23 protein-coding genes and 1 pseudogene are annotated in these 24,646 nt (G+C 63.7%); 15 read left to right on the top strand and 9 right to left on the bottom strand.

Annotated features, from left to right (window positions below):
• Positions 1 to 188 precede the first annotated feature (188 nt).
• Positions 189 to 1,151 (bottom strand): DUF4214 domain-containing protein, encoded by a 963-nt coding sequence (locus tag CN673_RS14820; protein ID WP_198586007.1) that lies wholly within the window; start codon positions 1,149 to 1,151, stop codon positions 189 to 191.
• A gap of 356 nt (positions 1,152 to 1,507) precedes the next feature.
• Here CN673_RS14820 and CN673_RS14815 point away from each other — a divergent pair, with 356 nt between their 5' ends.
• From CN673_RS14815 to CN673_RS14775, 9 genes are all read left to right on the top strand, one after another.
• A complete protein-coding gene (locus CN673_RS14815; RefSeq protein WP_099867123.1) occupies positions 1,508 to 3,733 on the top strand; it encodes a transglycosylase domain-containing protein in 2,226 nt (741 codons plus the stop codon).
• 214 nt (positions 3,734 to 3,947) lie between these two features.
• A complete protein-coding gene (gene dnaK, locus CN673_RS14810) occupies positions 3,948 to 5,873 on the top strand; it encodes a molecular chaperone DnaK (protein WP_099867122.1) in 1,926 nt (641 codons plus the stop codon).
• 67 nt (positions 5,874 to 5,940) lie between these two features.
• A complete protein-coding gene (gene dnaJ, locus CN673_RS14805) occupies positions 5,941 to 7,086 on the top strand; it encodes a molecular chaperone DnaJ (RefSeq protein ID WP_099867121.1) in 1,146 nt (381 codons plus the stop codon).
• A 130-nt stretch (positions 7,087 to 7,216) separates the two neighbouring features.
• Complete coding sequence (gene pmtA / locus CN673_RS14800) at positions 7,217 to 7,813, top strand: phospholipid N-methyltransferase PmtA (protein ID WP_099867120.1); 597 nt, start codon at positions 7,217 to 7,219, stop codon at positions 7,811 to 7,813.
• Positions 7,810 to 8,391, top strand: coding sequence for an NADPH-dependent FMN reductase (locus CN673_RS14795; protein ID WP_099867119.1), 582 nt, complete (start codon positions 7,810 to 7,812; stop codon positions 8,389 to 8,391). Before pmtA ends, CN673_RS14795 begins: the two co-directional genes overlap by 4 nt.
• 73 nt (positions 8,392 to 8,464) lie before the next feature.
• Entirely contained in the window at positions 8,465 to 9,154 is a 690-nt protein-coding gene (pyrF, locus tag CN673_RS14790; protein ID WP_099867118.1) for an orotidine-5'-phosphate decarboxylase, read from the top strand.
• A gap of 19 nt (positions 9,155 to 9,173) precedes the next feature.
• Entirely contained in the window at positions 9,174 to 9,467 is a 294-nt protein-coding gene (locus CN673_RS14785) for a DUF1330 domain-containing protein (protein ID WP_099867214.1), read from the top strand.
• Positions 9,468 to 9,559: 92 nt separating this feature from the next.
• Complete coding sequence (locus CN673_RS14780) at positions 9,560 to 10,555, top strand: complex I NDUFA9 subunit family protein (RefSeq protein ID WP_099867117.1); 996 nt, start codon at positions 9,560 to 9,562, stop codon at positions 10,553 to 10,555.
• An 8-nt stretch (positions 10,556 to 10,563) separates the two neighbouring features.
• Positions 10,564 to 11,310 carry a sulfite exporter TauE/SafE family protein gene (locus tag CN673_RS14775; RefSeq protein ID WP_245409922.1) on the top strand — a complete coding sequence of 249 codons (747 nt, stop codon included), beginning with the start codon at positions 10,564 to 10,566 and terminating at the stop codon, positions 11,308 to 11,310.
• 5 nt (positions 11,311 to 11,315) lie between these two features.
• On the opposite strand, the gene CN673_RS14770 is transcribed toward CN673_RS14775, so the two are convergent.
• Positions 11,316 to 12,122 (bottom strand): undecaprenyl-diphosphate phosphatase, encoded by an 807-nt coding sequence (locus CN673_RS14770; protein ID WP_099867115.1) that lies wholly within the window; start codon positions 12,120 to 12,122, stop codon positions 11,316 to 11,318.
• Positions 12,123 to 12,286: 164 nt separating this feature from the next.
• Between CN673_RS14770 and CN673_RS14765 the strand changes: the two genes are divergently transcribed.
• The 4 genes from CN673_RS14765 (at position 12,287) to CN673_RS14750 (ending at position 15,510) form a co-directional block, all read left to right on the top strand.
• Positions 12,287 to 12,979, top strand: coding sequence for a glutathione S-transferase family protein (locus CN673_RS14765; RefSeq protein ID WP_099867114.1), 693 nt, complete (start codon positions 12,287 to 12,289; stop codon positions 12,977 to 12,979).
• 11 nt (positions 12,980 to 12,990) lie between these two features.
• Positions 12,991 to 14,166 carry a tRNA epoxyqueuosine(34) reductase QueG gene (gene queG / locus CN673_RS14760; RefSeq protein ID WP_198586006.1) on the top strand — a complete coding sequence of 392 codons (1,176 nt, stop codon included), beginning with the start codon at positions 12,991 to 12,993 and terminating at the stop codon, positions 14,164 to 14,166.
• Positions 14,166 to 15,041, top strand: a complete 876-nt coding sequence (locus CN673_RS14755; protein ID WP_099867113.1) for an SDR family oxidoreductase — start codon at positions 14,166 to 14,168, stop codon at positions 15,039 to 15,041. Before queG ends, CN673_RS14755 begins: the two co-directional genes overlap by 1 nt.
• Positions 15,042 to 15,144: 103 nt before the next feature.
• Positions 15,145 to 15,510 (top strand): septal ring lytic transglycosylase RlpA family protein, encoded by a 366-nt coding sequence (locus CN673_RS14750; RefSeq protein WP_099867112.1) that lies wholly within the window; start codon positions 15,145 to 15,147, stop codon positions 15,508 to 15,510.
• Here CN673_RS14750 and CN673_RS14745 read toward each other — a convergent pair.
• The 6 genes from CN673_RS14745 to CN673_RS14720 all read right to left on the bottom strand — a co-directional run bounded on the left by CN673_RS14745 (position 15,500) and on the right by CN673_RS14720 (position 23,143).
• Entirely contained in the window at positions 15,500 to 17,125 is a 1,626-nt protein-coding gene (locus tag CN673_RS14745) for an ABC transporter ATP-binding protein (protein WP_099867111.1), read from the bottom strand. The genes CN673_RS14750 and CN673_RS14745 overlap by 11 nt on opposite strands.
• Positions 17,122 to 17,985, bottom strand: coding sequence for an ABC transporter permease (locus tag CN673_RS14740; RefSeq protein WP_099867110.1), 864 nt, complete (start codon positions 17,983 to 17,985; stop codon positions 17,122 to 17,124). Before CN673_RS14740 ends, CN673_RS14745 begins: the two co-directional genes overlap by 4 nt.
• The gene (locus CN673_RS14735) at positions 17,985 to 18,932 is read right to left on the bottom strand and encodes an ABC transporter permease (protein WP_099867109.1); all 948 of its coding nucleotides are present in this window, start codon (positions 18,930 to 18,932) and stop codon (positions 17,985 to 17,987) included. The genes CN673_RS14740 and CN673_RS14735 overlap by 1 nt, the downstream gene beginning before the upstream one ends.
• Positions 18,933 to 18,995: 63 nt before the next feature.
• Positions 18,996 to 20,432: an ABC transporter substrate-binding protein gene (locus CN673_RS14730; RefSeq protein WP_099867212.1), complete on the bottom strand. Its 1,437-nt coding sequence runs from the start codon at positions 20,430 to 20,432 to the stop codon at positions 18,996 to 18,998.
• A gap of 94 nt (positions 20,433 to 20,526) precedes the next feature.
• The gene (locus CN673_RS14725) at positions 20,527 to 21,840 is read right to left on the bottom strand and encodes an acetylornithine deacetylase/succinyl-diaminopimelate desuccinylase family protein (protein WP_245409921.1); all 1,314 of its coding nucleotides are present in this window, start codon (positions 21,838 to 21,840) and stop codon (positions 20,527 to 20,529) included.
• Positions 21,841 to 21,904: 64 nt separating this feature from the next.
• On the bottom strand, positions 21,905 to 23,143 hold the full coding sequence (locus CN673_RS14720) for a lytic murein transglycosylase (RefSeq protein ID WP_099867107.1): 1,239 nt from the start codon (positions 23,141 to 23,143) through the stop codon (positions 21,905 to 21,907).
• A gap of 145 nt (positions 23,144 to 23,288) precedes the next feature.
• Between CN673_RS14720 and CN673_RS21580 the strand changes: the two are divergent.
• A pseudogene (locus CN673_RS21580) lies at positions 23,289 to 23,534 on the top strand (SH3 domain-containing protein); the annotation flags it as partial.
• A 222-nt stretch (positions 23,535 to 23,756) separates the two neighbouring features.
• Positions 23,757 to 23,969 carry a DUF1236 domain-containing protein gene (locus CN673_RS21575; protein ID WP_370853058.1) on the top strand — a complete coding sequence of 71 codons (213 nt, stop codon included), beginning with the start codon at positions 23,757 to 23,759 and terminating at the stop codon, positions 23,967 to 23,969.
• 63 nt (positions 23,970 to 24,032) lie between these two features.
• On the opposite strand, the gene recR is transcribed toward CN673_RS21575, so the two are convergent.
• The gene (gene recR, locus CN673_RS14710) at positions 24,033 to 24,638 is read right to left on the bottom strand and encodes a recombination mediator RecR (protein ID WP_099867105.1); all 606 of its coding nucleotides are present in this window, start codon (positions 24,636 to 24,638) and stop codon (positions 24,033 to 24,035) included.
• Between the last annotated feature and the right edge of the window lie 8 nt (positions 24,639 to 24,646).

The raw sequence follows: 24,646 nt of genomic DNA, 5'->3' as shown, positions 1-24,646 counted from the left end.
CCGTCGAATTGCGTTAGGGATGCGGTGACCGGTCTACACGCGCGGGCATCACCGGGGCCTTAACATCGCCCGTCGAGGCGCCGGTGCCTCCGATTGCACTGACTTCGTGGTTTCCGGAGTCTTTCAACAGCGAGTGGACACCACAGTCAAAAGGGAGCGGCAGCACGGCGCCGCTCCCAACCGATCGATCAGACCGTGTACCAGATCCCGTTCTCGATCTGCGGCATGACGCCGTCCACGTTCTCGCCGCTCTCGGAAATGCGCGCCAGTACCTCTGCCTGGGACATCGCACCCGCGTCCAGCTCGCCTTGCCAATAGGCAGCGCCGCCTTCGTCCGCCTGGCGATCGAGCACATTGAAATAGACCCGATCGACGAATTCCGCGTTGCTCGGGTTCTCGCCGTAGAGGGCAGCGAATTCCGGCGTGTCGACGAAGCGCGCCGCGACGTCCTCGAGCGTCCAGCCGGCATCCATGTTGGAAATCCAGTATCCCACTTCCGAGGCGTCCGGAGCCCGGTCGAACGCCGCCTCGTAGATGCGGAACGCGGCGCCGGCATTGCCGAAGACATCAAGCGCGATCATCGTGTCGGAAAAGGCAAGGCGCTCGACATTGGCGAGCGTGTCGGTGCCGCTGTCATGCGACACGGTAAAGCCCGTCTCGGCGGAGGCGACGGTCCATTCCGATGCCGGCCCATCGTAATAGGCAACGTCGAAACCATCGTCGCCGTGGATCGTGTTCGAGCCGTTGCCGGCGTGGAATTCGTCGTCACCTGTGGCGCCGAAGAGCACATCGTCGCCGCCGGCGCCCACCAGCACATCGTCGCCGTTGCTGCCGTAAACCGTGTCGTTGCCACCAAGAACGAGAGCGACAGCCGCCTCGACCTGGTCGGTCCTGATCAGAGCGCCGAATTCGGCGGCATCGACCGAAAAATCATTGGCGACGAAGATGAGATCGTCCCCTTCGAAGTATTCGATCCCGTCCAGTGTGCCGCTGAAATCACCGTCTGGAAAAATGGTGAACTGACCGTAGTAATAGGCCGTGCTGACCCCGTCGCTGCCGACGATCCGTTCGGCCGTCTGCTCGACGAATTCTCCTCTGAACTCATTCACCGAGAGCAGGTCGAAAGCTTTCTGAAATACCAGTTGCGCCACTTGGATGTCTCCCATTCAATATATTTGGTTGCCAGACCATTTTTCTGAGAGATACACCCCCAATAAATGACGACAGCATAGATTTTATATTCGGTCAGCTGTCGAAATAAGACAATCCAATACGTCTCGGAGGACGGGAAAACCATTTGTTAATACTAATAGTTAAATTTTTACAGATCCGGATAAGCGGCGACATCATTGCGGGCGGACTGATTGTGTGCCGCCGGCGCTGGCCCGTATGGCAGGAAGGATCGGATGATTAACCGCACCTTAAATCGCCGCATTTAGGATTCACCAGATCGTTTCAACGCGACACAAAGCGTAATGATCAGTTCGGACTTTCAAGGCGATCGGGCATGCGGCGTATCGAGCCGACATTCGAGGGCAATCGACCCCGCGGGGAAGACATTCGCGTCGGGCGCGACGACCGCGTGAGTGCCTCGAACGCGGGGCGCAAACGGTCGAACCGCGCACAGAACGGGCGCGGCGGCACCAGGGCCCGGAAGAAATCAGGCAAACGCGGCGGACGCGCGGGCGGCGGTGGCGGCGGACTCTTCCGGCTGGCGCGCGGCCTGGTCTACTGGTGCTGCGTCCTTGGGATATGGGGCGCGATCGGCGTTGGAGCCATCGCCGCCTACTACGCCGCGCAGATGCCCAACGCATCGACCTGGTCCATCCCCGACCGCCCACCCAATGTGCGGATCGTGTCGGTCGGCGGCGCGATCATGGCGAATCGCGGCGCGACTGGCGGCGAGCAGCTGGCGCTGACGGAAATGTCACCCTTCATTCCGCAGGCCGTGATGGCCATCGAGGACCGCCGCTTCCAGAGCCACTTCGGAATCGATCCGCTCGGGCTTGCGCGCGCCATGGTGGCGAACCTGATGGCGGGCGACGTCGTTCAGGGTGGATCGACCGTCACGCAGCAGCTGGCCAAGAACCTCTTCCTCTCGCCGGAACGCACGGTCGAACGCAAGGTACAGGAAGTCCTGCTGGCACTCTGGCTTGAGCATCGCTTCAGCAAGGATCAGATCATGGAGATGTATCTGAACCGGGTCTATTTCGGGTCCAACGCCTATGGCGTGCAGGCGGCGTCTCGGCGCTACTTCAACAAGCCCGCCAAGGATGTGACGCTGGCCGAGGCGGCGCTCCTGGCCGGGCTTCTCAAGGCGCCCTCGCGCCTGTCACCGGCGCGCGATCCGCAGGCGGCGGAGGAACGCGCGCAGGTCGTGCTGCATGCCATGGCGGATGCCGGCTACGTCACAGACGCCCAGGTCACGACGGCGATGACGCAATCCCCGACACGCGCGCCGAGCTTCTGGACGGGGGCCGAACACTATGTCGCCGATGCCGTGATGGACGAGTTGCCGGACCTGATCGGCGAGGTGACAGGCGACATCGTCGTCGAAACGACCATCGATTCCGATCTGCAGCAATTGTCCGAGGCGGCGATCCAGGACGCGATCGACGAGAACGGCGAGACGCTGAACGTCAGCCAGGGCGCTCTCGTGGCGCTCGACGCCACGGGTGCCATCCGCGCCATGGTGGGCGGGCGCAACTATGCGGAAAGCCAGTTCAACCGCGCAACCGATGCCAGGCGGCAACCCGGTTCGGCGTTCAAGCCCTTCGTCTATGCCGCAGCGCTCGAGATGGGCCTCAGCCCCTACTCGGTGCGCAACGATGCACCGATCCAGATCGGCAACTGGTCGCCTTCCAACTACGACAACGAATTCCGGGGGCAGGTGACGCTGCACGACGCGCTCGCCTCCTCGCTGAACACGATCGCAGCGCAACTGGTGATGGAGGTCGGACCGGCGAATGTCGTTTCGCTGGCCGAGCGGCTCGGTATCAAATCGGCGCTCAACGCCAACGCCTCCATTGCGCTCGGCACGTCGGAGGTCACGCTGACGGAGCTGACATCGGCCTACGCGCCGATGATGAACGGCGGCTATGGCGTTTCGCCCTACATCATCAGCCGGGTGACGGACGATGAGGGCAAGGTGCTGTTCGAGCGGGGCGAGCCCGAGGCGGATCGGGTGCTCGATCCTGCGGTCGCGGGCACGATGAACATGATGCTCAGCGAGGTGGTATCCGCCGGAACGGGCCGCAACGCCCAGCTCGAAGGGTGGCAGGCCGCTGGCAAGACGGGAACAACGCAGTCCTTCCGCGACGCGCTTTTCGTTGGCTATACGGCCAATCTCGTCGCCGGTGTCTGGTTCGGCAATGACGACGGCACGTCGATGAACAAGGTGACGGGTGGCGGATTGCCGGCCCGCGCCTGGCAAGACTTCATGGCCGGGGCGCATAGCGGCGTTCCCGTGGCCGCGCTGCCCGGCCCGCCGGCAGGACGGCTGGCGCCGCCCGAAAGCGTGCCGCAGGATGGCGTCGGCTCGATCATCGCCGGTGACGACCCCTCGCGCTGGGGTGCGGATCTTCTCGACTATCCGGGGGATCAGCGCGCAGGCGGCCCGCCCGTTCCTCCCGCCAATGTCGGAGAGGGCGGCTGGGGCGATGCAGGTCCACCGCCGGTTGCCGAGGCCCAGCCACGGCGCACGACGCTGCTCGACTTTCTCATGGGAAATTGACCCTCAGCGACGCGCCGCGCACGGCACAATGAGGGTTCCCCACGCATTGGCGGCAGGCAAAACTTCCGTCTTGCAGTGACAAAACCCGGTTCTTATATACGCCGGGAACTGCTTGGCTCAGCAGAATGACAAACCAACACCAATCCCGTTAGGGGCCGTCAGTCGGAACGCCACACCGGGTCCGGACGGCTCGCTTTAAGGAGAGAGAAGAACAATGGCTAAAGTTATCGGCATCGACCTCGGAACAACCAACTCCTGCGTCGCCGTCATGGACGGCAAGGACGCGAAGGTTATCGAAAACGCGGAAGGCGCACGCACCACGCCCTCGATGGTCGCCTTCACCGACGACGGCGAACGTCTCGTCGGCCAGCCGGCCAAGCGCCAGGCGGTGACCAACCCCGAGAACACGCTTTTTGCGATCAAGCGCCTCATCGGCCGCACCTTCGCCGATCCGACGACGCAAAAAGACAAGGACATGGTTCCTTACAAGATCGTGAAGGCCGACAATGGCGATGCCTGGGTACAGGCCGCCGGGACCGACTATTCGCCTTCGCAGATCTCGGCCATGGTGCTGCAGAAAATGAAGGAAACCGCCGAAAGCTATCTCGGCGAGAAGGTGGAGAAGGCCGTCATCACGGTTCCCGCCTACTTCAATGACGCCCAGCGCCAGGCGACCAAGGATGCCGGCAAGATCGCCGGCCTTGAAGTGCTGCGCATCATCAACGAGCCGACGGCTGCCGCTCTCGCCTACGGGCTCGAGAAGAAAGACGGCAAGACGATCGCCGTCTACGACCTTGGCGGCGGCACCTTCGACGTCTCGATCCTCGAAATCGGCGACGGCGTCTTCGAGGTGAAGTCGACCAACGGCGACACCTTCCTCGGCGGCGAGGACTTCGACATGCGCCTCGTCGAATATCTTGCCGACGAGTTCAAGAAGGAACAAGGCATCGACCTGAAGAAGGACAAGCTTGCGCTGCAGCGCCTCAAAGAAGCTGCGGAAAAGGCCAAGATCGAGCTGTCGTCCTCCTCGCAGACCGAGATCAACCTGCCTTTCATCACCGCCGACCAGTCGGGTCCCAAGCACCTGACGATGAAGCTTTCGCGCGCCAAGTTCGAAAGCCTGGTCGACGATCTGGTCCAGCGCACCGTGGCGCCCTGCAAGGCTGCGCTCAAGGATGCAGGCATCCAGGCCGGCGAGATCGATGAAGTCGTACTTGTTGGCGGCATGACGCGCATGCCGAAGGTCCAGGAAACGGTGAAGTCGTTCTTCGGCAAGGAACCGCACAAGGGCGTCAACCCGGATGAAGTCGTCGCGCTCGGCGCCGCGATCCAGGCCGGCGTGCTTCAGGGCGACGTCAAGGACGTCCTGCTGCTCGACGTCACGCCGCTGTCGCTCGGCATCGAAACGCTCGGCGGCGTCTTCACCCGTCTGATCGATCGAAACACGACGATCCCGACAAAGAAGTCGCAGACCTTCTCGACAGCCGAGGACAACCAAAACGCCGTGACCATCCGCGTCGCCCAGGGCGAGCGTGAAATGGCGTCGGACAACAAGATGCTGGGTCAGTTCGACCTGGTCGGCATTCCCCCTGCCCCGCGCGGCGTGCCGCAGATCGAGGTCACCTTCGACATCGACGCCAACGGCATCGTCAACGTTTCCGCCAAGGACAAGGGCACCGGCAAGGAGCACCAGATCCGCATCCAGGCGTCTGGCGGCCTTTCGGATGCCGACATAGAGCAGATGGTCAAGGATGCCGAGGCGAACGCGGAGGGCGACAAGAAGCGGCGTGAGTCCGTGGAAGCACGGAACCAGGCCGAAAGCCTGATCCACTCGTCCGAGAAGTCACTTGCCGACTATGGCGACAAGGTCTCGGAGGAGGATCGCAAGGCGATCGAAACTGCGCTCGCCGACCTCAAGTCCGCCGTCGAGGCATCCGAGCCCGACGCCGAGGACATCAAGGCCAAGACCAACGCGCTTGCCGAAGCCTCCATGAAGCTTGGACAGGCCATGTACGAAGCCCAGCAGGCCGAGACGGCTGCGAACGACGCCGCCAACGATGCGGCGAAGGATGGGGACAACGTCGTCGATGCCGACTTCGAAGAAGTCAACGACGACGACGAGAAGAAAAAGTCCGCGTAAGTTGAACCCATCGGTCCCGGTCGCCTGAGGCGGCCGGGACGGTCAGACGTGCGGAGCCTGCACATTTATGGCGAAAGCAGATTTCTACGAGACGCTCGGGGTCAAGAAGGGGGCTGACGAAAAGGAGCTGAAGAGCGCCTATCGCAAGCTCGCGATGAAGTACCATCCCGACCGCAACCCCGGCGACGAGGCGGCCGAGCAGAAATTCAAGGAAGTCGGCGAGGCCTACGAGACCCTGAAAGACCCGCAGAAGCGGGCGGCCTATGACCGCTTCGGCCACGCAGCGTTCGAGAACGGCGGCGCGGGCGGCTTTGGCGGCGGCGGTTTCGGTGCCGGCGGCCAAGGCGGTTTTTCCGATATCTTCGAAGACATCTTCGGCGAGATGATGGGCGGGGCGCGCCAGCGCCGGTCCACCGGCGGACGCGAGCGCGGTGCCGACCTTCGCTACAACATGGAGATCACGCTCGAAGAGGCCTATTACGGGAAGACGGCCCAAATCCGCGTGCCGAGCTCCATCCAGTGCGACAATTGCTCCGGATCCGGGGCCAAGCCGGGCACGCATCCGACAACCTGCGGCACCTGCCACGGCTCGGGGCGCGTTCGCGCCGCCCAGGGCTTCTTTTCGATCGAGCGGACCTGCCCGACTTGCCATGGACGGGGTCAGACGATCAACGATCCCTGCCCGAAATGCGCCGGCCAGGGCCGCGTCACGGAAGACCGGTCGCTTTCGGTCAACATTCCAGCCGGCATCGAGGACGGAACGCGCATCAGGCTGGCCGGCGAAGGCGAGGCCGGCATGCGCGGCGGCCCATCGGGCGACCTCTACATCTTCCTTTCGGTCAAGCCGCACGAATTCTTCCAGCGCGACGGCGCGGATCTTTTCTGCAGCGTGCCGATTTCCATGACGACGGCCGCTCTTGGCGGCCAGTTCGACGTGGTGACGCTGGATGGTTCAAAGACGCGCGTGAAAGTGCCCGAGGGAACGCAGACCGGAAAGCAATTCCGTCTGCGCAGCAAGGGCATGCCGGTTCTTCGATCGTCTCAGACCGGCGATCTCTACATCCAGGTCACGATCGAGACGCCGCAGAAGCTGTCCAAGCGCCAGCGCGAATTGCTGACCGAGTTCGAATCGTTGTCGTCGAAGGAAAACAGCCCGGAATCGGCGGGTTTCTTTTCGCGCATGAAGGATTTTTTCGATACGCTCAGCAACTAGCCGCTTCGTGTGACGTTGCGTCATTTGAGCTTGAGGCGAAATCGGCCTAGAACGGCCGAGCGGCCGTTGACGTCGCTCTTGGATATCGGCATGGCGGCAATGTCCGGGTCGCCCTGGAGGGACACTCAGCATGGTCGGCGCGCTGTCGCGAAAGTTCTCCGAACGCTTCAATGAGGAAATCCGTTTCTTCAAGGGTTGGATCGATGGCCCCAAAGCCGTCGGCTCGATCATCCCGACCTCGACCACCACCGCCCGCCGCATGGCCAGCGTGATCGATGCCGGGTCGGGTCTGCCCGTCCTCGAACTCGGCCCGGGCACCGGGGTCATCACCAAAGCGATCCTTGAACGCGGCGTTTCGCCGGACGATCTGATCTCGGTGGAATTCTCGGAGGATTTCTACGCTCAGCTGATCAAGGACTATCCGAGCGTTCGCTTCATTCAGGGCGATGCTTTCAATCTCGATGCGACGCTCGGAAAATTCGCGGATACGACGTTCGATTGTGTCGTCTCCGCCATTCCGCTTCTCAACTTTCCCATGCCCGACCGGATCGCCTTTCTGGAGGATCTCCTGACGCGCATCCCCGAGGGCCGGCCGGTGGTGCAGATCACCTACGGTCCGCGCTCTCCGATCGCGCCCGAGCGGGGGAACTACGTGGTCGAGCGGCTCGACTTCGTGGTGCGTAACCTTCCGCCTGCGCATCTGTGGCTCTACAGCCGGCCGGCATGACGCCCAAGGTTCTCGTTTTTCCCGGATCGGTCCGATCGGGCTCGTTCAATGCGAGCCTCGCCGACGCAGCAGCGCGCGAACTTGCGGTGCTCGGCGCCGACGTCACGCGCCTGTCGCTTGGCGATTATCCGCTGCCGATCATGGACGAGGATCTGCAGGCGCGCGAGGGCATCCCCGAAAACGCCATGAAGCTTGGCCGGCAGATCGCGCATCATGATGCGGTCTTCGTGGCCTGCCCGGAATACAACTCCTCCATCCCACCGCTTCTCAAGAATGCGATCGACTGGGTCAGCCGCATCTCCAAGGATGGCGACCGCGCGCTCAAGCCCTGGAAGGGCACGCTCGTCGCGCTCGGCTCGGCATCAAACGGGCGGTTCGCGGGTGCGCGCGGCCTTTACCATGTCCGATCCGTGATGATGAATGTCGGGGCCGAGGTCGTGACCGCGCAATGTTCGATCGGCGCTGCGGCGAAGGCCTTCGACGCGTCCGGCACGCTCATCGACGAGCGCGCGGCGGCGGCGCTGGCAACAACCTGCCGTGCCCTCGTCGAACAGAGCCGCTGGCGGGGCATGCGATAGGTCGGCGCGCTTGCGATCCGACCGGCTTCATGCGACGAGAACGGGATCGAAGGACCACCGCAGGCAGCAGACAATGACGGAAGACAGGCTGATCGTCGGACTGGATGTGCCGACCATCAAGGAAGCGGAAGCGATCGTGACGAAGCTTGGCGACGCAGCCGGCTTCTACAAGATCGGCTATCAGCTCGTTTTCGCCGGCGGCCTGGAGTTCGCGCGCGATCTTCGCCGCGATGGAAAGTCGGTCTTCCTCGACATGAAGCTCCTCGACATCGACAACACGGTGGCAAAAGCAGTCGAGAACATCGCGAGGATGGACATGACGATGCTGACGCTGCACGCCTACCCCAAGGCGATGCGCGCAGCGGTCGAGGCGGCGCGCGGCTCCCCGCTGTGCCTTCTCGGCGTGACGGTCCTGACGTCCATGGACGAAGGCGACCTTAAGGAGGCCGGCTACGCGCTGACACCCGACGCCCTGGTGGAGCGCAGGGCCGCCCAGGCGCGCGATGCCGGCATGGGCGGCATCGTCTGCTCGGCGGCCGAAGCGCGCAACGTGCGCGCCATCGTCGGTCCGCAAATGGCGGTCGTGACGCCGGGCATCCGTCCGGCAGGCAGTGCGGCAGGTGACCAGAAGCGGGTGACGACCCCCGGCGATGCGATCGCCGCCGGCGCCAGCCATCTGGTGGTCGCGCGCCCCATCGTCCAGTCTGCCGACCCGAAGGCGGCAGCTGCCTCCATCGCTGCCGAAATCCGGGCCGCGGCCTAGAAGCAACAAGGAGATGACCATGGCCAAAGGATACTGGATCGCCCGCGTCGACGTGCGCGACCCCGAGCGATACAAGGATTATGTCTCGACTGCCAAGCCGGCTTTCGAGCAGTATGGCGCCCGGTTCCTGGTGCGCGGCGGCGAAGTCGATGCGCTCGAGGGAACGGCGCGCGCGCGCAACGTCGTCATCGAGTTCCCCTCGGTCGAAGCGGCGCGAGACTGCTATAACAGCCCCGCCTATCAGGAAGCCAAGGCAATCCGCCAATCGGTCGCCGAGGCCGAATTGATCATCGTGGCGGGATATGACGGATAGGCGCCGACGCCGATGGTTCCCCGCCGTTCGGAAATAGCATAAGCAAGCGGCACCCTCCGCCTGCCCAGGAATAGACGACAGGACCCTTGACGATGACGACGCCTCCCCACCCCAAGCTGATCACCGTATTCGGCGGCGCCGGATTTGTCGGGCGCCATGTGATCCGGGCGCTTGCGCAGCGCGGCTACCGGGTGCGCGTTGCCTGCCGCAAGCCGCATCTGGCGAGCTTTCTCCAGCCGCTCGGCGCGGTCGGCCAGATCATGGCGGTGCAGGCCAATCTGCGCTATCGCGAGTCCGTCGACCGGGCGGTGAAGGGCTCCGACCATGTGATCAACCTCGTCGGCATTCTCTATGAGACTGGACGCAACGGTTTCGACAGCGTTCAGGATTTCGGGGCACGTGCGGTTGCCGAGGCGGCGCGGGCCGAGGGCGTGCCACTGACGCACATGTCCGCCATCGGCGCCGATCCGCACGCCGATTCCGACTATGCCCGCACGAAAGGGCTGGCCGAGGCGAGTGTGCGGGAGATCGTCCCGGACGCGCTGATCATTCGGCCGTCCATCATCTTCGGGCCGGAGGACGGTTTCTTCAACAAATTCGCCGAGATGTCGCGCATCGCGCCGGCCCTGCCGCTGATCGGCGGCGGCAAGACGCGGCTTCAGCCGGTCTATGTCGGCGATGTCGCCGAGGTCTTTGCCCGCCATGTCGACGGCGCGATCAAGGGCGGTCAGGTGCTGGAACTGGGCGGGCCGCAGGTCCTGACGTTCCGCGAATGCATGGAAGAGATGCTGAAGGTGATCCAGCGCAAGCGCGCCTTCGTCTCGATCCCCTGGTCGATCGCCTCCCTGATGGGACGCACGTTCGCCCATGTGCCGCTGATCGCACCGCCGATCACCGGCGATCAGGTCAAGCAACTGCGCCGCGACAACGTGGTCTCGAAGGATGCGATCCAGGACGGGCGAACCCTTGAAGGTCTCGGCATTCAGCCGACGCTGCTCGACGCCATCCTCCCGAGCTACCTGATGCGCTTCCGCGTGCAGGGCCAGTTCACCAAGCCCGACGCCGTCGCCGACCGCGGCGAGCACTGAGGACAGCATTGTCGAGCCTGCTGCCGGACACCATCGCACCAGGCTTCGCTCTCCTTCTCGTCGTTGCCAGCTTCTTCACCTCGGCATTGACCGCGGCGGTGGGACTGGGCGGCGGTATCCTGATGCTCGCGATCATGGCCTATGGCATGCCGATCGCGGCGCTCATCCCCGTTCATGGCGCCGTCCAGTTCGGATCGAATGGCGGGCGCTTCTTCGTCCAACGGGCGCATGTCGCCTGGCGCCTGCTTTTCGCGTTCGCCGTTGGCGGTGCGATCGGCGGCCTGATCGGCGCGAACCTTGTGGTGGAACTGCCCGAAACGCTGCTGACAGCGTTGCTCGGCTTCTTCATCCTTGCCGTGACATGGATTCCGATTCCCCGGCTTCAGGCCCTTTCGTTGACCGGCTTCGGTCTCACGGGGCTCTTCACGACGTTCCTGTCCATGTTCGTCGGGGCGACTGGGCCGCTCAACGCGGCGCTCTTTTCCAAGACCTTCGCCGACCGTCACGCCCTGGTGGCAACGCTTTCGGCGGTGATGACCACCCAGCATGTCTTCAAGATTCTGGGATTCGCGCTGGCCGGCTTTGCCTTTGCAACCTGGGTTCCTCTCGTCGCGGCGATGATCGCGACTGGCTTCGCCGGAACCGTCGTCGGTACGCGTATTCTCAATCGGCTGCCGGAGCGAACCTTCCGCACGGGAATGCGCGCGATTGTGACCGTGATGGCGCTCGATCTGATCCGCCGCGCCGTCTTTTGACGGCGTCAGCCGACGAGCCAGAGACCGAGGAGCCCCGCCGCGCCGACACCGATGCGCCAGTAGCCGAACGGCGCGTAGCCGTGACGGGCGACGAAATCGAGCAGCGAGCGAACGACGAAGACACCGGCGACGAAGGCGGCGATGAAACCGATCGCGATGATCGTCAGGTCGTTCGCGGTGAGGATGGCATGGTTGCGGTAAAGATCGAGCGTGAAAGCACCGAGCATGGTCGGCATGGCAAGAAAGAAGGAAAACTCCGCGGCCGAGCGCTTGTCGGCACCCATCAGCAATGCTCCGACGATGGTGGCGCCGGAGCGCGACGTGCCCGGAACCATGGCGAGGCACTGGAAGAGCCCGATCTTCAAAGCGAGCGAAGGTGGATAGTCCACGACGCTCGTGTAGCGTGGCCTGAGATCGAGACGGTCGACCCAAAGCAGCACGAAACCGCCCAGGATCAGAACGATGCAGATGAGCACCGGCGTTTCGAACAGGACGGTCTTGATGAAACCATGGGCGAAATAGCCGATCACCGCGGCGGGCAGGAATGCCAAAAGAACCGAAAACACGAAACGGCGCGATTCGGCGCTGGTCGGCAGGCTGCGCGCGATCTGCCACAGACGGGTGAAATAGACCGAGAGGATCGCCATGATGGCGCCGAGCTGGATCAGCACCTCGAACGTCTTGCCGGTCGATTCGAAACCGAGAAAATGACCGGCAAGAAGCAGATGGCCTGTCGAGGAAACAGGGATGAATTCCGTCAGTCCTTCGAGCAAGCCCAGAAGGAGCGCGCCGACTATCGTTCCCTCACCCATCAAACCGTCCCATTGCGATGGCGCACAGGCGCGGCAGCAGCCGCGGCCCGCTTGTCTTGACCGATGCGACCCCCTATAGCTGCTTCGCCGAAGCGGTGGCCAGACCATCGGATCGAGACGCGGCAGTTTGACCTCGAAGCCGGCAAAAAAGAGACAGTTGCAGCATGCCGACCCTCTATCATCATCCCATGTCGTCCAACTCGCGGTTCATCCGCCTGGTTCTCGGCGAATACGGGTTCGAGTACGATCTCATCGACGAGCAGCCATGGGAGGCGCGGCGCGACTTCCTTGCGCTCAATCCGGCCGGCACGCTGCCCGTCTATGTCGATGATTCCATGCGGGCGCTCTGTGGCGCCACCGTGATCTCCGAGTATCTCGACGAGACGCACGGCGCATTGAAGCGCGACCGTCGCCTGCTGGCGGAGAACAGTTTCCAACGGGCGGAAATCCGGCGGCTGGTGGAATGGTTCCTCATCAAGATGGAACAGGACGTGACGCGGCATCTGGCACGCGAACGCGTTTTCAAACTGCACATGCCAGCCAATCTTGGCGGTGGAGCCCCCGATTCCAAGCTGATGCGCACGGCACGCGGCAACATCAAGCAGCACATGAAGTATCTCTCCTGGCTGGCCGGATCCCGTGCGTGGCTAGCCGGCGAACGGCTGAGTTACGCCGATCTTGCCGCCGCCGCCTCGATCTCTGTCCTCGACTATCTCGGCGAGATCGACTGGAAGGACTGGCCTCAGGCGAAAGACTGGTATCAGCGGCTGAAGTCGCGGCCATCCTTCCGTCCGATCTTGTCGGATCGGGTGCGCAGCGTGACGCCGGCATCGCACTACGCGGATCTCGACTTCTAGGGTGAAACGCCATGGCGACCGTCGCTTCGGAAAGCACGGGGAACATGGGGGACGATAAAGGCCAGCGGCTGAAGGCGCTTCTGACCGAGGTCGCGGCGCGCGAAGGCTTTGACGGTCTGCGCGTGGTCGCGCCGGACGCAATCCCCCAAGCGCCGGAACGATTGACCGCGTTTCTCAAGGAAGGGCGGCACGGCAGCATGCGCTGGATGGAGGAGACGGCCGAGCGGCGGGCCGATCCGGCGACGTTGTGGCCACAGGTGCGCTCCATCATCATGCTGGCGATGAATTACGGGCCGGACACCGATCCTCTGGCGGTGCTTCAGCAGAAGGACCGTGGCGGGATCTCCGTTTATGCCCGCCACCGCGATTACCACGACGTGATCAAGGGCCGTCTGAAGACCGTGGCCCAGACTTTCGCCGCGCGCGCTGGTGCAGACGTGAAGGTGTTCGTCGATACCGCTCCGGTGATGGAAAAGCCGCTGGCGGAGCAGGCCGGGCTCGGCTGGCAGGGCAAGCACACAAACCTCGTCAGCCGGTCTTTCGGCTCGTGGCTCTTTCTCGGCTCGATCTTCACGACCGCCGAACTGCCGCGTGACGAGAGCGAGGCGGACCACTGCGGCTCGTGCCGGGCCTGTCTCGACATCTGTCCGACGAATGCCTTTCCGGCGCCCTACCAGTTGGACGCGAGACGGTGCATCTCCTACCTGACCATTGAACACAAGGGCCCGATACCACGCCAATTTCGCGAGGCGATCGGAAATCGCATCTATGGCTGCGACGACTGCCTGGCCGTCTGCCCCTGGAACAAGTTCGCCAGCCACGCGCGCGAGGCAAAACTCAAGGCGCGGAACGAACTCGACGCACCACGGCTCGTCGACCTGCTGACCCTCGACGACCAAGCCTTCAGGACCTTCTTCTCCGGTTCGCCGGTAAAGCGGATCGGACGGGCCCGTTTCCTTCGCAACGTGCTGATCGCCGCGGGCAACAGCGGCGACCTCACTCTCATCGCACCCTGCCGCGCCCTGCTGGCCGACGATTCGCCGCTTGTTCGCGGTGCCGCGGTCTGGGCGCTTTCGCGCCTTATGCCGGATGCTGAATTCGAATCGATCGCCACACAGGACGATCCCTCGCCGGATGTCCGCGCGGAGTGGGCCGCAGCGGGCGTCATCCAGCACGGAGCCACTTGATGACCACACGCATGCTGATATTGGGCGCCGGCTACTCCGGCCAGGCAATCGCCAGGCAGGCGACCGATGACTGGGTCGGCGGCACCACGCGCACGACGGAAGGACTGGCGCGGCTGAAGGCGCGCGGCATCACCAATGCCATGCTCTTTGACGGACTGACGCTCTCGGATGAACTCATCGCGGCGATGCGCGAGGCCACTCATCTGATCCAGTCGATTGCGCCCGATGCGGCCGGCGATCATTTCCTCGGGCTGATCGGCAATGATCTCAAGGCGCATCTTCCCAACCTGCGATGGGCCGCCTACCTTTCGACTGTCGGCGTCTATGGCGACCATGAAGGCGGCTGGGTCGACGAGGATACGTCCTGTCATCCGGTATCGGATCGCTCGATCATGCGGATCGCCGCCGAGACGGCTTGGATCGATGCGGGACGCAGCGCGGATGTCCCGGTGGCGATCATGCGGCTTTCCGGCATCTACGGTCCGGGCCGCAATGCGTTCATCAACCTGCGTGACGGCAAGGCCAAGCGACTGATCAAGCCCGGACAGGTGTTCAACCGCATCCATGTCGCCGATATCGCCGCGGCTGCACTTTTTTTGAAAGAGCGGGAACTTTCCGGAACGTTTAACGTTACCGACGATCAGCCTGCGCCACCGCAGGATGTCGTGAGCTATGCGGCCGACCTCATGGGTGTGGCACCACCGGCGGAGATCGATTTTTCCGCCGCGCAGTTGTCACAGATGGCTCGCAGTTTTTATAGCGAAAACAAGCGTGTGGCGAACGGCAAGCTGAAGGCGGCAGGCTACAGCTTTCGCTACAGCGACTATCGCGCCGCCCTTTCCCAGCTCTGGAACGACAACAACTGGGCCGGCTAACCTTTTGCCGGCGCAGTAATTTTTCGAAATGACCCGTGACCGGCCGTGCCCGGTTCTCGCCCCATTTGCCCGTTTCGACGCAAGGGTTAACGGGGTGTTTCGAATGAATTTAACGAAAGTTTCAGCCGCGGCCGTCGTCCTGGCGGCCATCGCCTGGGGATCCGCACCGGTCAAGGAAGCGCAGGCTCAGGAGCAATGCGGGCGCGCCTCCTGGTATGCGCTCACGTCGATGACCGCTTCGGGCGAACAGATGGATCCTGCCAAGCTGACCGCCGCACACCGGCATCTCGATTTCGGCACGAAGGTCAAGGTGATCAACCAGAACAACGGCCGCGAGGTCGTGGTGCGGATCAACGACCGTGGACCGTTCATCCATAATCGGCTTATCGATCTTTCCAAGGCTGCTGCTAACGAACTCGGCTTCATCAATGCCGGCGTGACCAGCATCTGCTACCAGATCATCGGCTGAGGGTGCGGTCGCGTCGGCGGGCAAGCGCATCGTCGATGAGCGGCGTCGCAGCCAGGAGCCGCTGCGTATAGGCATGCTGCGGGCGGGCGAAGACCTCGTCGGTCTCGCCCTCCTCCACGATGGACCCATCCTTCATCACCATGACGCGATCGGTGATCGCGCGCACGACTGACAGATCGTGCGAGATGAACAGATACGTCACGCCAAGACGCTCCGACAGATCGGCGAGCAGATCGAGGATCTGCGCACGGATCGAAACGTCGAGCGCCGACACCGCCTCGTCGAGAATGATCAAGGCAGGTTCGATGATCAGCGCCCGGGCGATGGCGAGGCGCTGGCGCTGGCCGCCCGAGAATTCGTGAATGTATTTGCTGGCATCGGCCGGCGCCAAGCCGACCTCACCGAGCGCACGCTCGATCCGCGCACGGCGGACGGCGCCGTGTGGCGGGCGATCGAGCAGGTGAAACGGCTCGGCGATGAGTCGCTCCACCCGGTGCCGCGGATTGAACGAGCCATAGGGATCCTGGAACACGACCTGGACGTCGCGACGGGCTGCCGGTTCAGGGAGGATATCCCGACCCGCAAAGGGCGAACCCAGAAGCGTGATCCGTCCCTCCTGTAGCGATTCCAGGCCGAGCACGGCCCGCGCGAGGGTCGACTTTCCGCAGCCCGATTCCCCGACCAGACCGACATTCTCGCCGCGGCGCAGCGTGAAGGAGACATGGTCGACCGCGCGGTGCGTGCGGCGCGGATGCCAGAAGGCGCGGCGCGGCAAGCGGTAGTCGCGCACGATCCCTTCAGCCTCCAGCAACGGCTCCCCCTCGGCGCGCCGGCGCTCACCGCGCGGGACGTGCCTGGAGGCTTCGAACAGGCGACGGGTATAGGGATGGCGCATCGTGTCGAAGAGCGCGACCGTTTCACCCGCCTCGACAATGCGGCCATCCTTCATGATGGCGATCCGGTCCGCCATGTCAGCGACAACGGCGAGGTCGTGCGTGATCAGCAGCAGGCCCATCTGTTCCTCGGCGACCAGATGCTTGAGCAGCGCGAGAATTTCCGCCTGGGTCGTGACATCGAGCGCCGTCGTCGGCTCATCGGCGATGAGGACCTTGGGCCGGCAGGCGATGGCGATGGCAATCACCACGCGCTGGCGCTGTCCGCCGGACAGATCGTGCGGATAGCGATCGAGCGCGAAATGCGCTTCCGGTAACCCGACACGATTGAGCACCTCGCGTGCCAGCCTCGCAGACTGGTGTCGGCTGACGCCGCGATGTATGCGGATCGTCTCGGCGACCTGATGGCCGATCGTTTGCAGCGGGTTCAGGGCGGTCATCGGCTCCTGAAAGATCATGCCGATGGCGCCGCCCCGAAGGCGGCACAACGCCGCCTCGTCGAGATCGGTCAGGTCCTGGCCATCGAGTTCGATCACGCCGGTCAGCGAAGCGCCCTGCGGCAACAATTGCATGGCGGCGAGGGCAGTCATCGATTTTCCGGAACCGGATTCGCCGACAAGGCCCAGGACTTCGCCCTTCTTGAGTTCAAGATCGACGTGATCGAGGATCGGCTGTCCCTGGATCGACAGCGACACGGCGCTAAGGGAAAGCGATGCGCTCATGCCCGGCGCTCGCGGCGAAGGCGTGGATCGAGCATGTCCCGCAGACCGTCGCCCATCAGATTGAGCCCGAGCACGGTGAGTACGATGGCAAGGCCGGGCACGAGCGCCAGATGCGGGGCGAGCGATATCATCGTTTGCGCTTCGGCCAGCATGCGCCCCCAACTCGGCAGGGGCGGCTGGGCGCCGAGGCCGATATAGGAGAGTCCCGCTTCGGCCAGGATGCCAAGCGAGAACTGAATGGTCGCCTGCACGATCAGAAGATTCATGATGTTGGGAAGGATATGCTCTGCGGAAATGCGCGCCGGCCCCTTGCCGGCGACCCGCGCGGCAAGGACGAAGTCGCGCGTCCAGAGAGACAGCGCGCCACCGCGCGACAGCCGCGCGAAGACGGGAATGTTGAAGATACCGATCGCGATGATCGCATTGACCGCCCCCGGACCGAAGACGGCGGTGATCATGATCGCCAGCAGCAAGGCTGGAAAGGCAAAGATCAGATCATTGCCGCGCATGATGAACTCATCGAGCCAGCCGCCGCGCCGCGCCGCCGCCGAAAGTCCGAGCGGCACACCGAAAAGAACGCCGACGCCGACGGCAATCAGCGCGACGGCGATCGAGGTGCGTGCGCCGACCATCACCATGGCAAGGAGATCGCGGCCGTACTGGTCGGTGCCGAGCCAATGGTCGGCCGAAGGTGCCAGCAGCCGCGAGGCGACATCGAGGCGGGTGACGTCATAGGGCCTCCAGACCAGCGAAAGAAGCGCAGCGGAAAGGAAGGTGAGTGTCAGCGCGCCGCCGACAAGGAAGCTCCGTGTCGTGCGTGCGGCGCCCCAGCGGCGTCTTTCATCGCGCGTCCGGTCCATCATCCACCTCTTCTCAGGCGCGGATCCACGGCGGCGTAGGCCATATCGACCAGGAAGGTCACGACCGTCACCGCGAAGACGAGAAGGATCACCACGCTCTTGACCACGATCAGGTCGCGCTGGGTGATCGCCTGGAACACGAGACGGCCGAGTCCTGGAAGGAAGAAGACGTTTTCAATGATGATCGCGCCGGCCAGCAGGAACGAGAACTGAAGGCCGATGATGGTCAGGACCGGGATCAACGCGTTGCGCAGGGCGTGGCGCCAGAGCGCCTGGCGCGCCGTGAGGCCCTTGGCACGGGCGGTGCGGACATAGTCCTCGCCCATCGTGTCGATCAGGGCCGACCGCATGACACGCGCGAGGATGGAAGCCTGGGGCAGGGCAAGCGCGATCGCGGGCAGTGTCAGCGCCTTCATCGCCGGCAGGAAGCCTGCGTCCCAGCCAGGAAATCCGCCGGCCGAGAACCAGCGGAGCGTGATGGCGAAGACGAAGACCAGCAGCATCGCGAACCAGAAGTTCGGGATCGCAATACCGAGCTGCGTGACGCCCATGACCGAGACGTCGGCCGCACCATTGCGACGAGAGGCGGCGAACACGCCCGCGGGGATCGCGATCAGCGTCGACAGCACCAGCGCATAGAGCGTTAGAGGCAGCGAAATGCCGATGCGATCGGCGATGAGCTCAAAGACCGGAACCTTGTAGGTGTAGGACACCCCGAAATCGCCGGCGACAAGCCCTTTCACCCAGTCGAGGTACCGCACGGCGGCGGGCTGATCGAGGCCAAGCTGATCGCGCAGGGCTCCCACAGCCTCCGGATCGGCGTTCATGCCCATCATGAAGGCTGCCGGATCACCCGGAACCATTTCGATCATGACAAAAATGACGATTGTCGCCGCTGCGAGCGTCAGGACAAGCGAAGCAAGGCGCTGCAACAGATAGGTCAGCATCGCGAAGGCCGAACGGCGGCCGAAACGGAAATCAGCATCCCGTTGCGGCCGCGCCCTTTCCCGTTATTCTTCCCAATAGACGGCCGTCATGTCGTTGGCTTGTGTCGGTGCATTTTCCCAAAGACCCTTGAGCCTGGCATTGGCGACACCCGTCTTGGCAAGCTGGAACAGGTAGCCATTGACGTAGTCGCTCGCGATCTTCTCCTGTGCCTGCTTGAGGATTTCGGCCCGCTCGCCATCGTCGGCCGTCTGGTCGAGACTGGTCATCAGCGCCTGGAAATCGGCATCGTCATAGTGGAAGTAGTAGTCGGGCCGCGCGTAGATGTTGATGTCCAACGGTTCGGTATGGGAGACGATGGTCAGATCGAAGTCACCATTGGTGAACACCTCTTCGAGCCACTGCGCCCATTCCAGATTGATGATCTCGGCCTCAATGCCGACTTCGCGCAGTTGAGAGGCGAGAATCTCCCCGCCTCGCCGGGCATAGGCGGGCGGCGGCAGTTTGAGCGTGGTCTGAAATCCCTCGCCGTGGCCAGCTTCCTCAAGCAGAGCGCGGGCGCGCTCGGGATCGTGGGCCGATGTCTCCGTCAGATCGACATAGGCCGGATTGTGAGGCGCGAAATGGGTGCCGATCGGCGTGCCGTAGCCGAACATCGCGCCGTCAATGATCGCCTGCCGATCGATGGCGTGGGCAATCGCCTCGCGCACCTTCACGTCGTCGAATGGCGGTTTTGCGTTGTTGATCCCGAGAACCGTTTCGCCTTCCGTCGAGCCGACGATGACCGAGAAGCGCGGGTCGGCTTCGAACTGCTGCAGGTTTTCCGGCGCCGGGAAGTTGGGGAACGCATCGATGTCCTCGGCCATCATGGCGGCGAATGCAGCGGTCGGATCGGAAATGAACTTGAAGGTGACGGTATCCAGCTTCGGCGCCTCGCCCCAATAACCGTCATAGCGCGCGAGGGTCACGCTGTCGCCGCGCACCCAGTCGGCAAAGGCGAAGGGCCCGGTTCCCACGGGATTGGTCGCGTTATCGCCCGCCGTTTCTTCCGCGACGATCACCGCGTCGCCCCAGGCCATATTGAAGAGGAAGGACCCGTTGGGGCGCGACAAGGTCACCTCGACGGTCTGCGGGTCGACGACCTCGACCGACTCGATGTCCGCGAACAGCACCTTTTGCGCGTTGATCGAGTCATCGGCGCGAGCGCGATCGAGCGAGAACTTGACGTCGTCGGCATCGAAGATCGAGCCGTCATGGAACGTCACGTCCTCGGCAAGGGTAAAGGTGTAGGTCAGCCCATCCTCGGATATCTCCCAGTCGCGCGCGAGGGCAGGCGCGACGCTGCCATCGGCGGTGAACCGCGTCAGCCCCTCGAAGAGATTGGCGTAGACGACTTCGTCGATCGCCGCCGCGGCGCCGGCGGTGGGGTCGAGGTTCGGTGGCTCGAGCTGCATGCCGATCGTGGCACCGGTTTGCTGCGCAAGCGCGGTCAGCGGGTTCATGGCGACGGCGAGAGCCACCAGCTTCAACAAGGCCTTCACGTTCCAGTCCTCCTCCAATGTGCGGCCGTGCCCCGCGGCCGGCCCGATCCAGGTTCTACTCCGCCGGCTTCAGCAGATCGCAGAGTGCGAGTGCCATGACCTTGGCGCTTTCCATCATGTCGTCGATGCCGACATACTCATCCGGCTGGTGCGCCAGATCTAGAATGCCCGGGCCGTAGGCGATGCAATCCTTCAGCCGCCCGATGCGATCGATATGCTTCTGGTCATAGGTGCCGGGCGACACGACGTAGCTTGCAGGCCGATCGAAGACCGCTTCGATCGCACGAGCGACGGAGCGCACCACCGGCGCATCCCGATCGGTCATCGTCGGGCTGACCTGCCAGAGCTCGCGCAGATCATAGGAAAACCCCGCACGCGCCGCCTTCACGCGTTCCAACAAGTCGACGACGTCCTGGCGCACATCTTCCGCATTCTCCTCGATCAGGTATCGCCGATCGACGATCATTCGAGCCGAATCGGGCACGCATGCCGATGGAAACCCGGTGTAGCCGGGTTCCGGCTCGGCCTGGCCGCCGTGAAACGAATTGATGTTCATTGTGGAATGGCGCGCGCCGTCGGGCACGACAGGCATCGCCGTCGTGCGTGTTGCCAGCGCCGGGAAGAGCGAGGCTTCCATCTCCTGCACGACAGCGCCCATGTGACGGACGGCGCAATCGCCGAGAAAAGGCATCGATCCATGCGCGATGCGCCCGTGCGTCTCGATTTCGGCCCACCATACGCCGCGATGCCCGAGACAGATCCGATCCTTGTTGAGCGGTTCGGGAATGATGACGTGCTGCACGCGGGCGGGGTCAAAATAGCCCTTCTCCGCGAGCCATGAGACGCCGCCATACCCGCCGGTCTCCTCATCGGCCGTACCGGAAATCTCGATCGCTCCGGGATAATCAGGGCATGCGGCGATGAAGGCTTCGGCGGCGACAATAGAGGCGGCGAGCCCACCCTTCATGTCGCACGCACCGCGGCCATAGATCCGTCCGTCCTTTTCCTCACCGCCGAAGGGATCGACCGTCCATCCCTTTCCAGTCTCGACGACATCGGTGTGGGAGTTGAAATGCACACAGGGTCCAGGGCGCCGACCCTCGCGGCGGGCGACCACGTTCCAGCGTGGATAGCGGTCGCTGTCGCCGGGCGTTCCCTCTGCGCGCAGCAGTTCGACGGCGAAGCCGCTGCGCTTCAGGCGCGCCGCGAGATAATCGCAGATGTCCCGATAGCAATCACCGGGTGGGTTGAGCGTCGGGATGCGGATCAGATCCTGCGTCAACGCGACCAGATCGTCCCGTGCGGCATCCACACGCGCGGTCACATCACCGGCTTCTTTCGCTTGGACGCCGTGCATTCCAGCTGCCATCCGTCGTGCGGTCCTCACCTGCTTCAGGGGCATAGGACCGAATTCCCGCTTTCGGTGCAAGCGTTTATTGCAACGCACCCAAAAGAGCGCGGTCGGGAAAGCAGGTCGGCGCGTGGCCATTGCGGGCCTGCCATTCCCCGATCGACCGCCGCGTCTTGTAGCCCGGCAGGCCATCGGCGCCACCAACATCGTAGCCCGATGCGACGAGCCGCTGCTGCATCGATGCGATGTCCGAACGAAGCATGGAGCCGACATCGCCCCAGCCCTTTCGAAACGCACCGGAGCCATAGGCGATCCGATCTCCCAGATTGCCGATAAAGAGGGCATAGTTGTCGGAGTTGTTGTACTGCTTGAACACATAGAAATTCGGTGTGACGATGAATTCCGGCCCGTGACGGCCGGCCGGCACGAGCATCATGCCAGCGCCGCGCAATTCGTGCTCGGGAAAGGCGCTGCCGCTGACGCGGGTTATGCCCAGCCCGACCCACTCGGCGATCGGCCGGGCGCGATCCGGCCCTTCCTGCGCGCAGGAGACGTTGCCCGGTATCGTCACCTCGAAGCCCCAGTCACGCCCACGCTGCCAACCCGACTGCGCGAGGTAGTTGGCGATCGACGCCAATGTATCCGGCACCGATTGCCAGATGTCGCGCCGGCCATCGCCATCGAAATCGACGGCATATTTGAGATAGCTCGACGGCAGGAATTGCGGCTGGCCCATGGCGCCGGCCCAGGAACTCTTCATGCGCTCGGGTGTAATGTCACCGCGCTCGAGAATCTGGAGCGCGGCCAGAAGCTCGCCCTGGAAGAGTTCGGGACGGGTCGACATGAACGCCTTCGTGGCCAGCACATCGATCGCCGAATGCGGAATGTCGGCGCGGCCGAACCCGGACTCGCGACCCCAGATGGCGATGAGGAAATGACCGGGCACGCCATAACGCCGCTCTATGGCGGCAATGGCCTCCCGGTGCTGGCTGGCGAGAGCGCGACCGCTTGCCGCGAGATTCTGCAAGCTCGATTCGGAAAAATAGGCGGCGGGGGAGCGAAACTCTGCCTGCGACTGGCGTCGCGTTGCCGGCGGCGCCGATCCGGGCGGCACGAGGTCGGGCAGGTCCCAATCCAGCCTGACGCCGGAAAAGGCCGCGTTGAACGTCTGCTGCGACACGCCGGCGCGGCGCGCGGCCGGCCAGAGATCGTCCCTCAGCCAGTTGGAAAACTGGCTCTCGACATCGGCGCGTGACTGCGCTGCGGCACTCCATGCCGAGCAAAGCACTGCGAGTGCAAGGATGATCGCGCGCCAGGCCATATGCGGCCTCCTTCAACGTTCCGATTCAGTCTGACGACCGTAGTTGAGGGCTGGTCACCGCGAAAGAGGACGTGGAACGAAGTGGCCCGACTGTCGTTCTTGGGGCGAAGGGACGGCAAGAACAACAACAACTGGAGATTTCCCCATGAGCCACACATTCACCAAGCTGGCGTCGGCAACAGTGCTCGGCGTGACTCTCATCGCATCGGGCGCGGCCTTTGCCCAGTCGACCGCTTCGGCAACGACCGATCTCAACATCCGCTCCGGCCCCGGCCCGCAATATCCGGTGACCGGCGTGATCAATGCCGGGGAACAGGCGACGATCAACGGCTGCATCGATGGCAGCAAATGGTGCACCGTCACCACTCCGGCCGGCGAAGGATGGGCCTATTCGGACTATCTTGCCGCGGACATGTCGGGCGAAACGGTCGTCGTGACCGAACGCTACCAGGATATGGGAGTGCCTGTTACCACCTATGACGAAGGCAGCGGCGACGATGGCGCCGTCATGGGCGGTGCGAGCGGTGCGGTTGCCGGTGCCCTCATCGGCGGCCCGATCGGCGCGGTTGTCGGCGGTGTCGCGGGTGCGGCGGCAGGCGGCGCGAGCGGCGCAATCATCGATCCGCCGGAAAACGTCACGACCTACGTTCAGTCCAACCAGGTCGAACCCGTCTATCTCGAAGGCGAAGTCGTCGTCGGTGCACAGGTACCCGAGACGGTCGCCCTGACCGAGGTTCCCGACTACGATTACCGCTATGTCAACGTGAACAGCCAGCCCGTTCTGGTCGATCCGAGCAATCGCCAGATCGTCTACGTTTATCGTTGATCCCAGGGGTTCGTTTGACGAAGCCGCCGGCCAGTGATGGTCGGCGGCTTTTTCGTGCGGCGGTCAGAACGTCGTTCGCGCCCTTATCGCCGCCGACAACGTGCCCTCATCGAGATAATCGAGCTCGCCGCCCACCGGCACGCCATGGGCCAGACGCGTGATGCGCACGGCGAGACCCTCCAACCTGTCGATGATATAGTGGGCCGTCGTCTGCCCCTCGACCGTCGCGTTCACGGCGATGATGATCTCGCTGATGCCACCGGCGGTCACGCGGTCGATGAGGCCGGCGATGTTGAGATCGTCCGGCCCGATACCGTCGAGCGGCGACAAGGTTCCGCCGAGAACGTGATAGGCCGCATTCATCGCGTTGGCGCGTTCGAGCGCCCAGAGATCGGCGACATCCTCGACCACGATCACCACCGACTGGTCGCGATTCGGGTCGGTGCAGACCGTGCAGGGGTCGGCCGTATCGACGTTGCCGCACCTACCGCATATCCGCACCTTGTCACGCGCCTCGCTCAAGGCGTCCGACAGCGGCCCAAGCAGCTGCTCCTTCTTCTTGATGAGATGGAGCGCGGCACGACGCGCCGATCGCGGGCCAAGGCCGGGGACCCGTGCCAGAAGCTGGATGAGTTTTTCGATTTCGGGACCGGTAACGCGCTTTGCCATGGGCGTCA

The sequence above is a fragment of the Neopararhizobium haloflavum genome, from assembly GCF_002750855.1.
Taxonomy (GTDB): Bacteria; Pseudomonadota; Alphaproteobacteria; order Rhizobiales; family Rhizobiaceae; genus Georhizobium; species Georhizobium haloflavum.
This window is presented reverse-complemented; position numbering and strand designations above follow the sequence as displayed.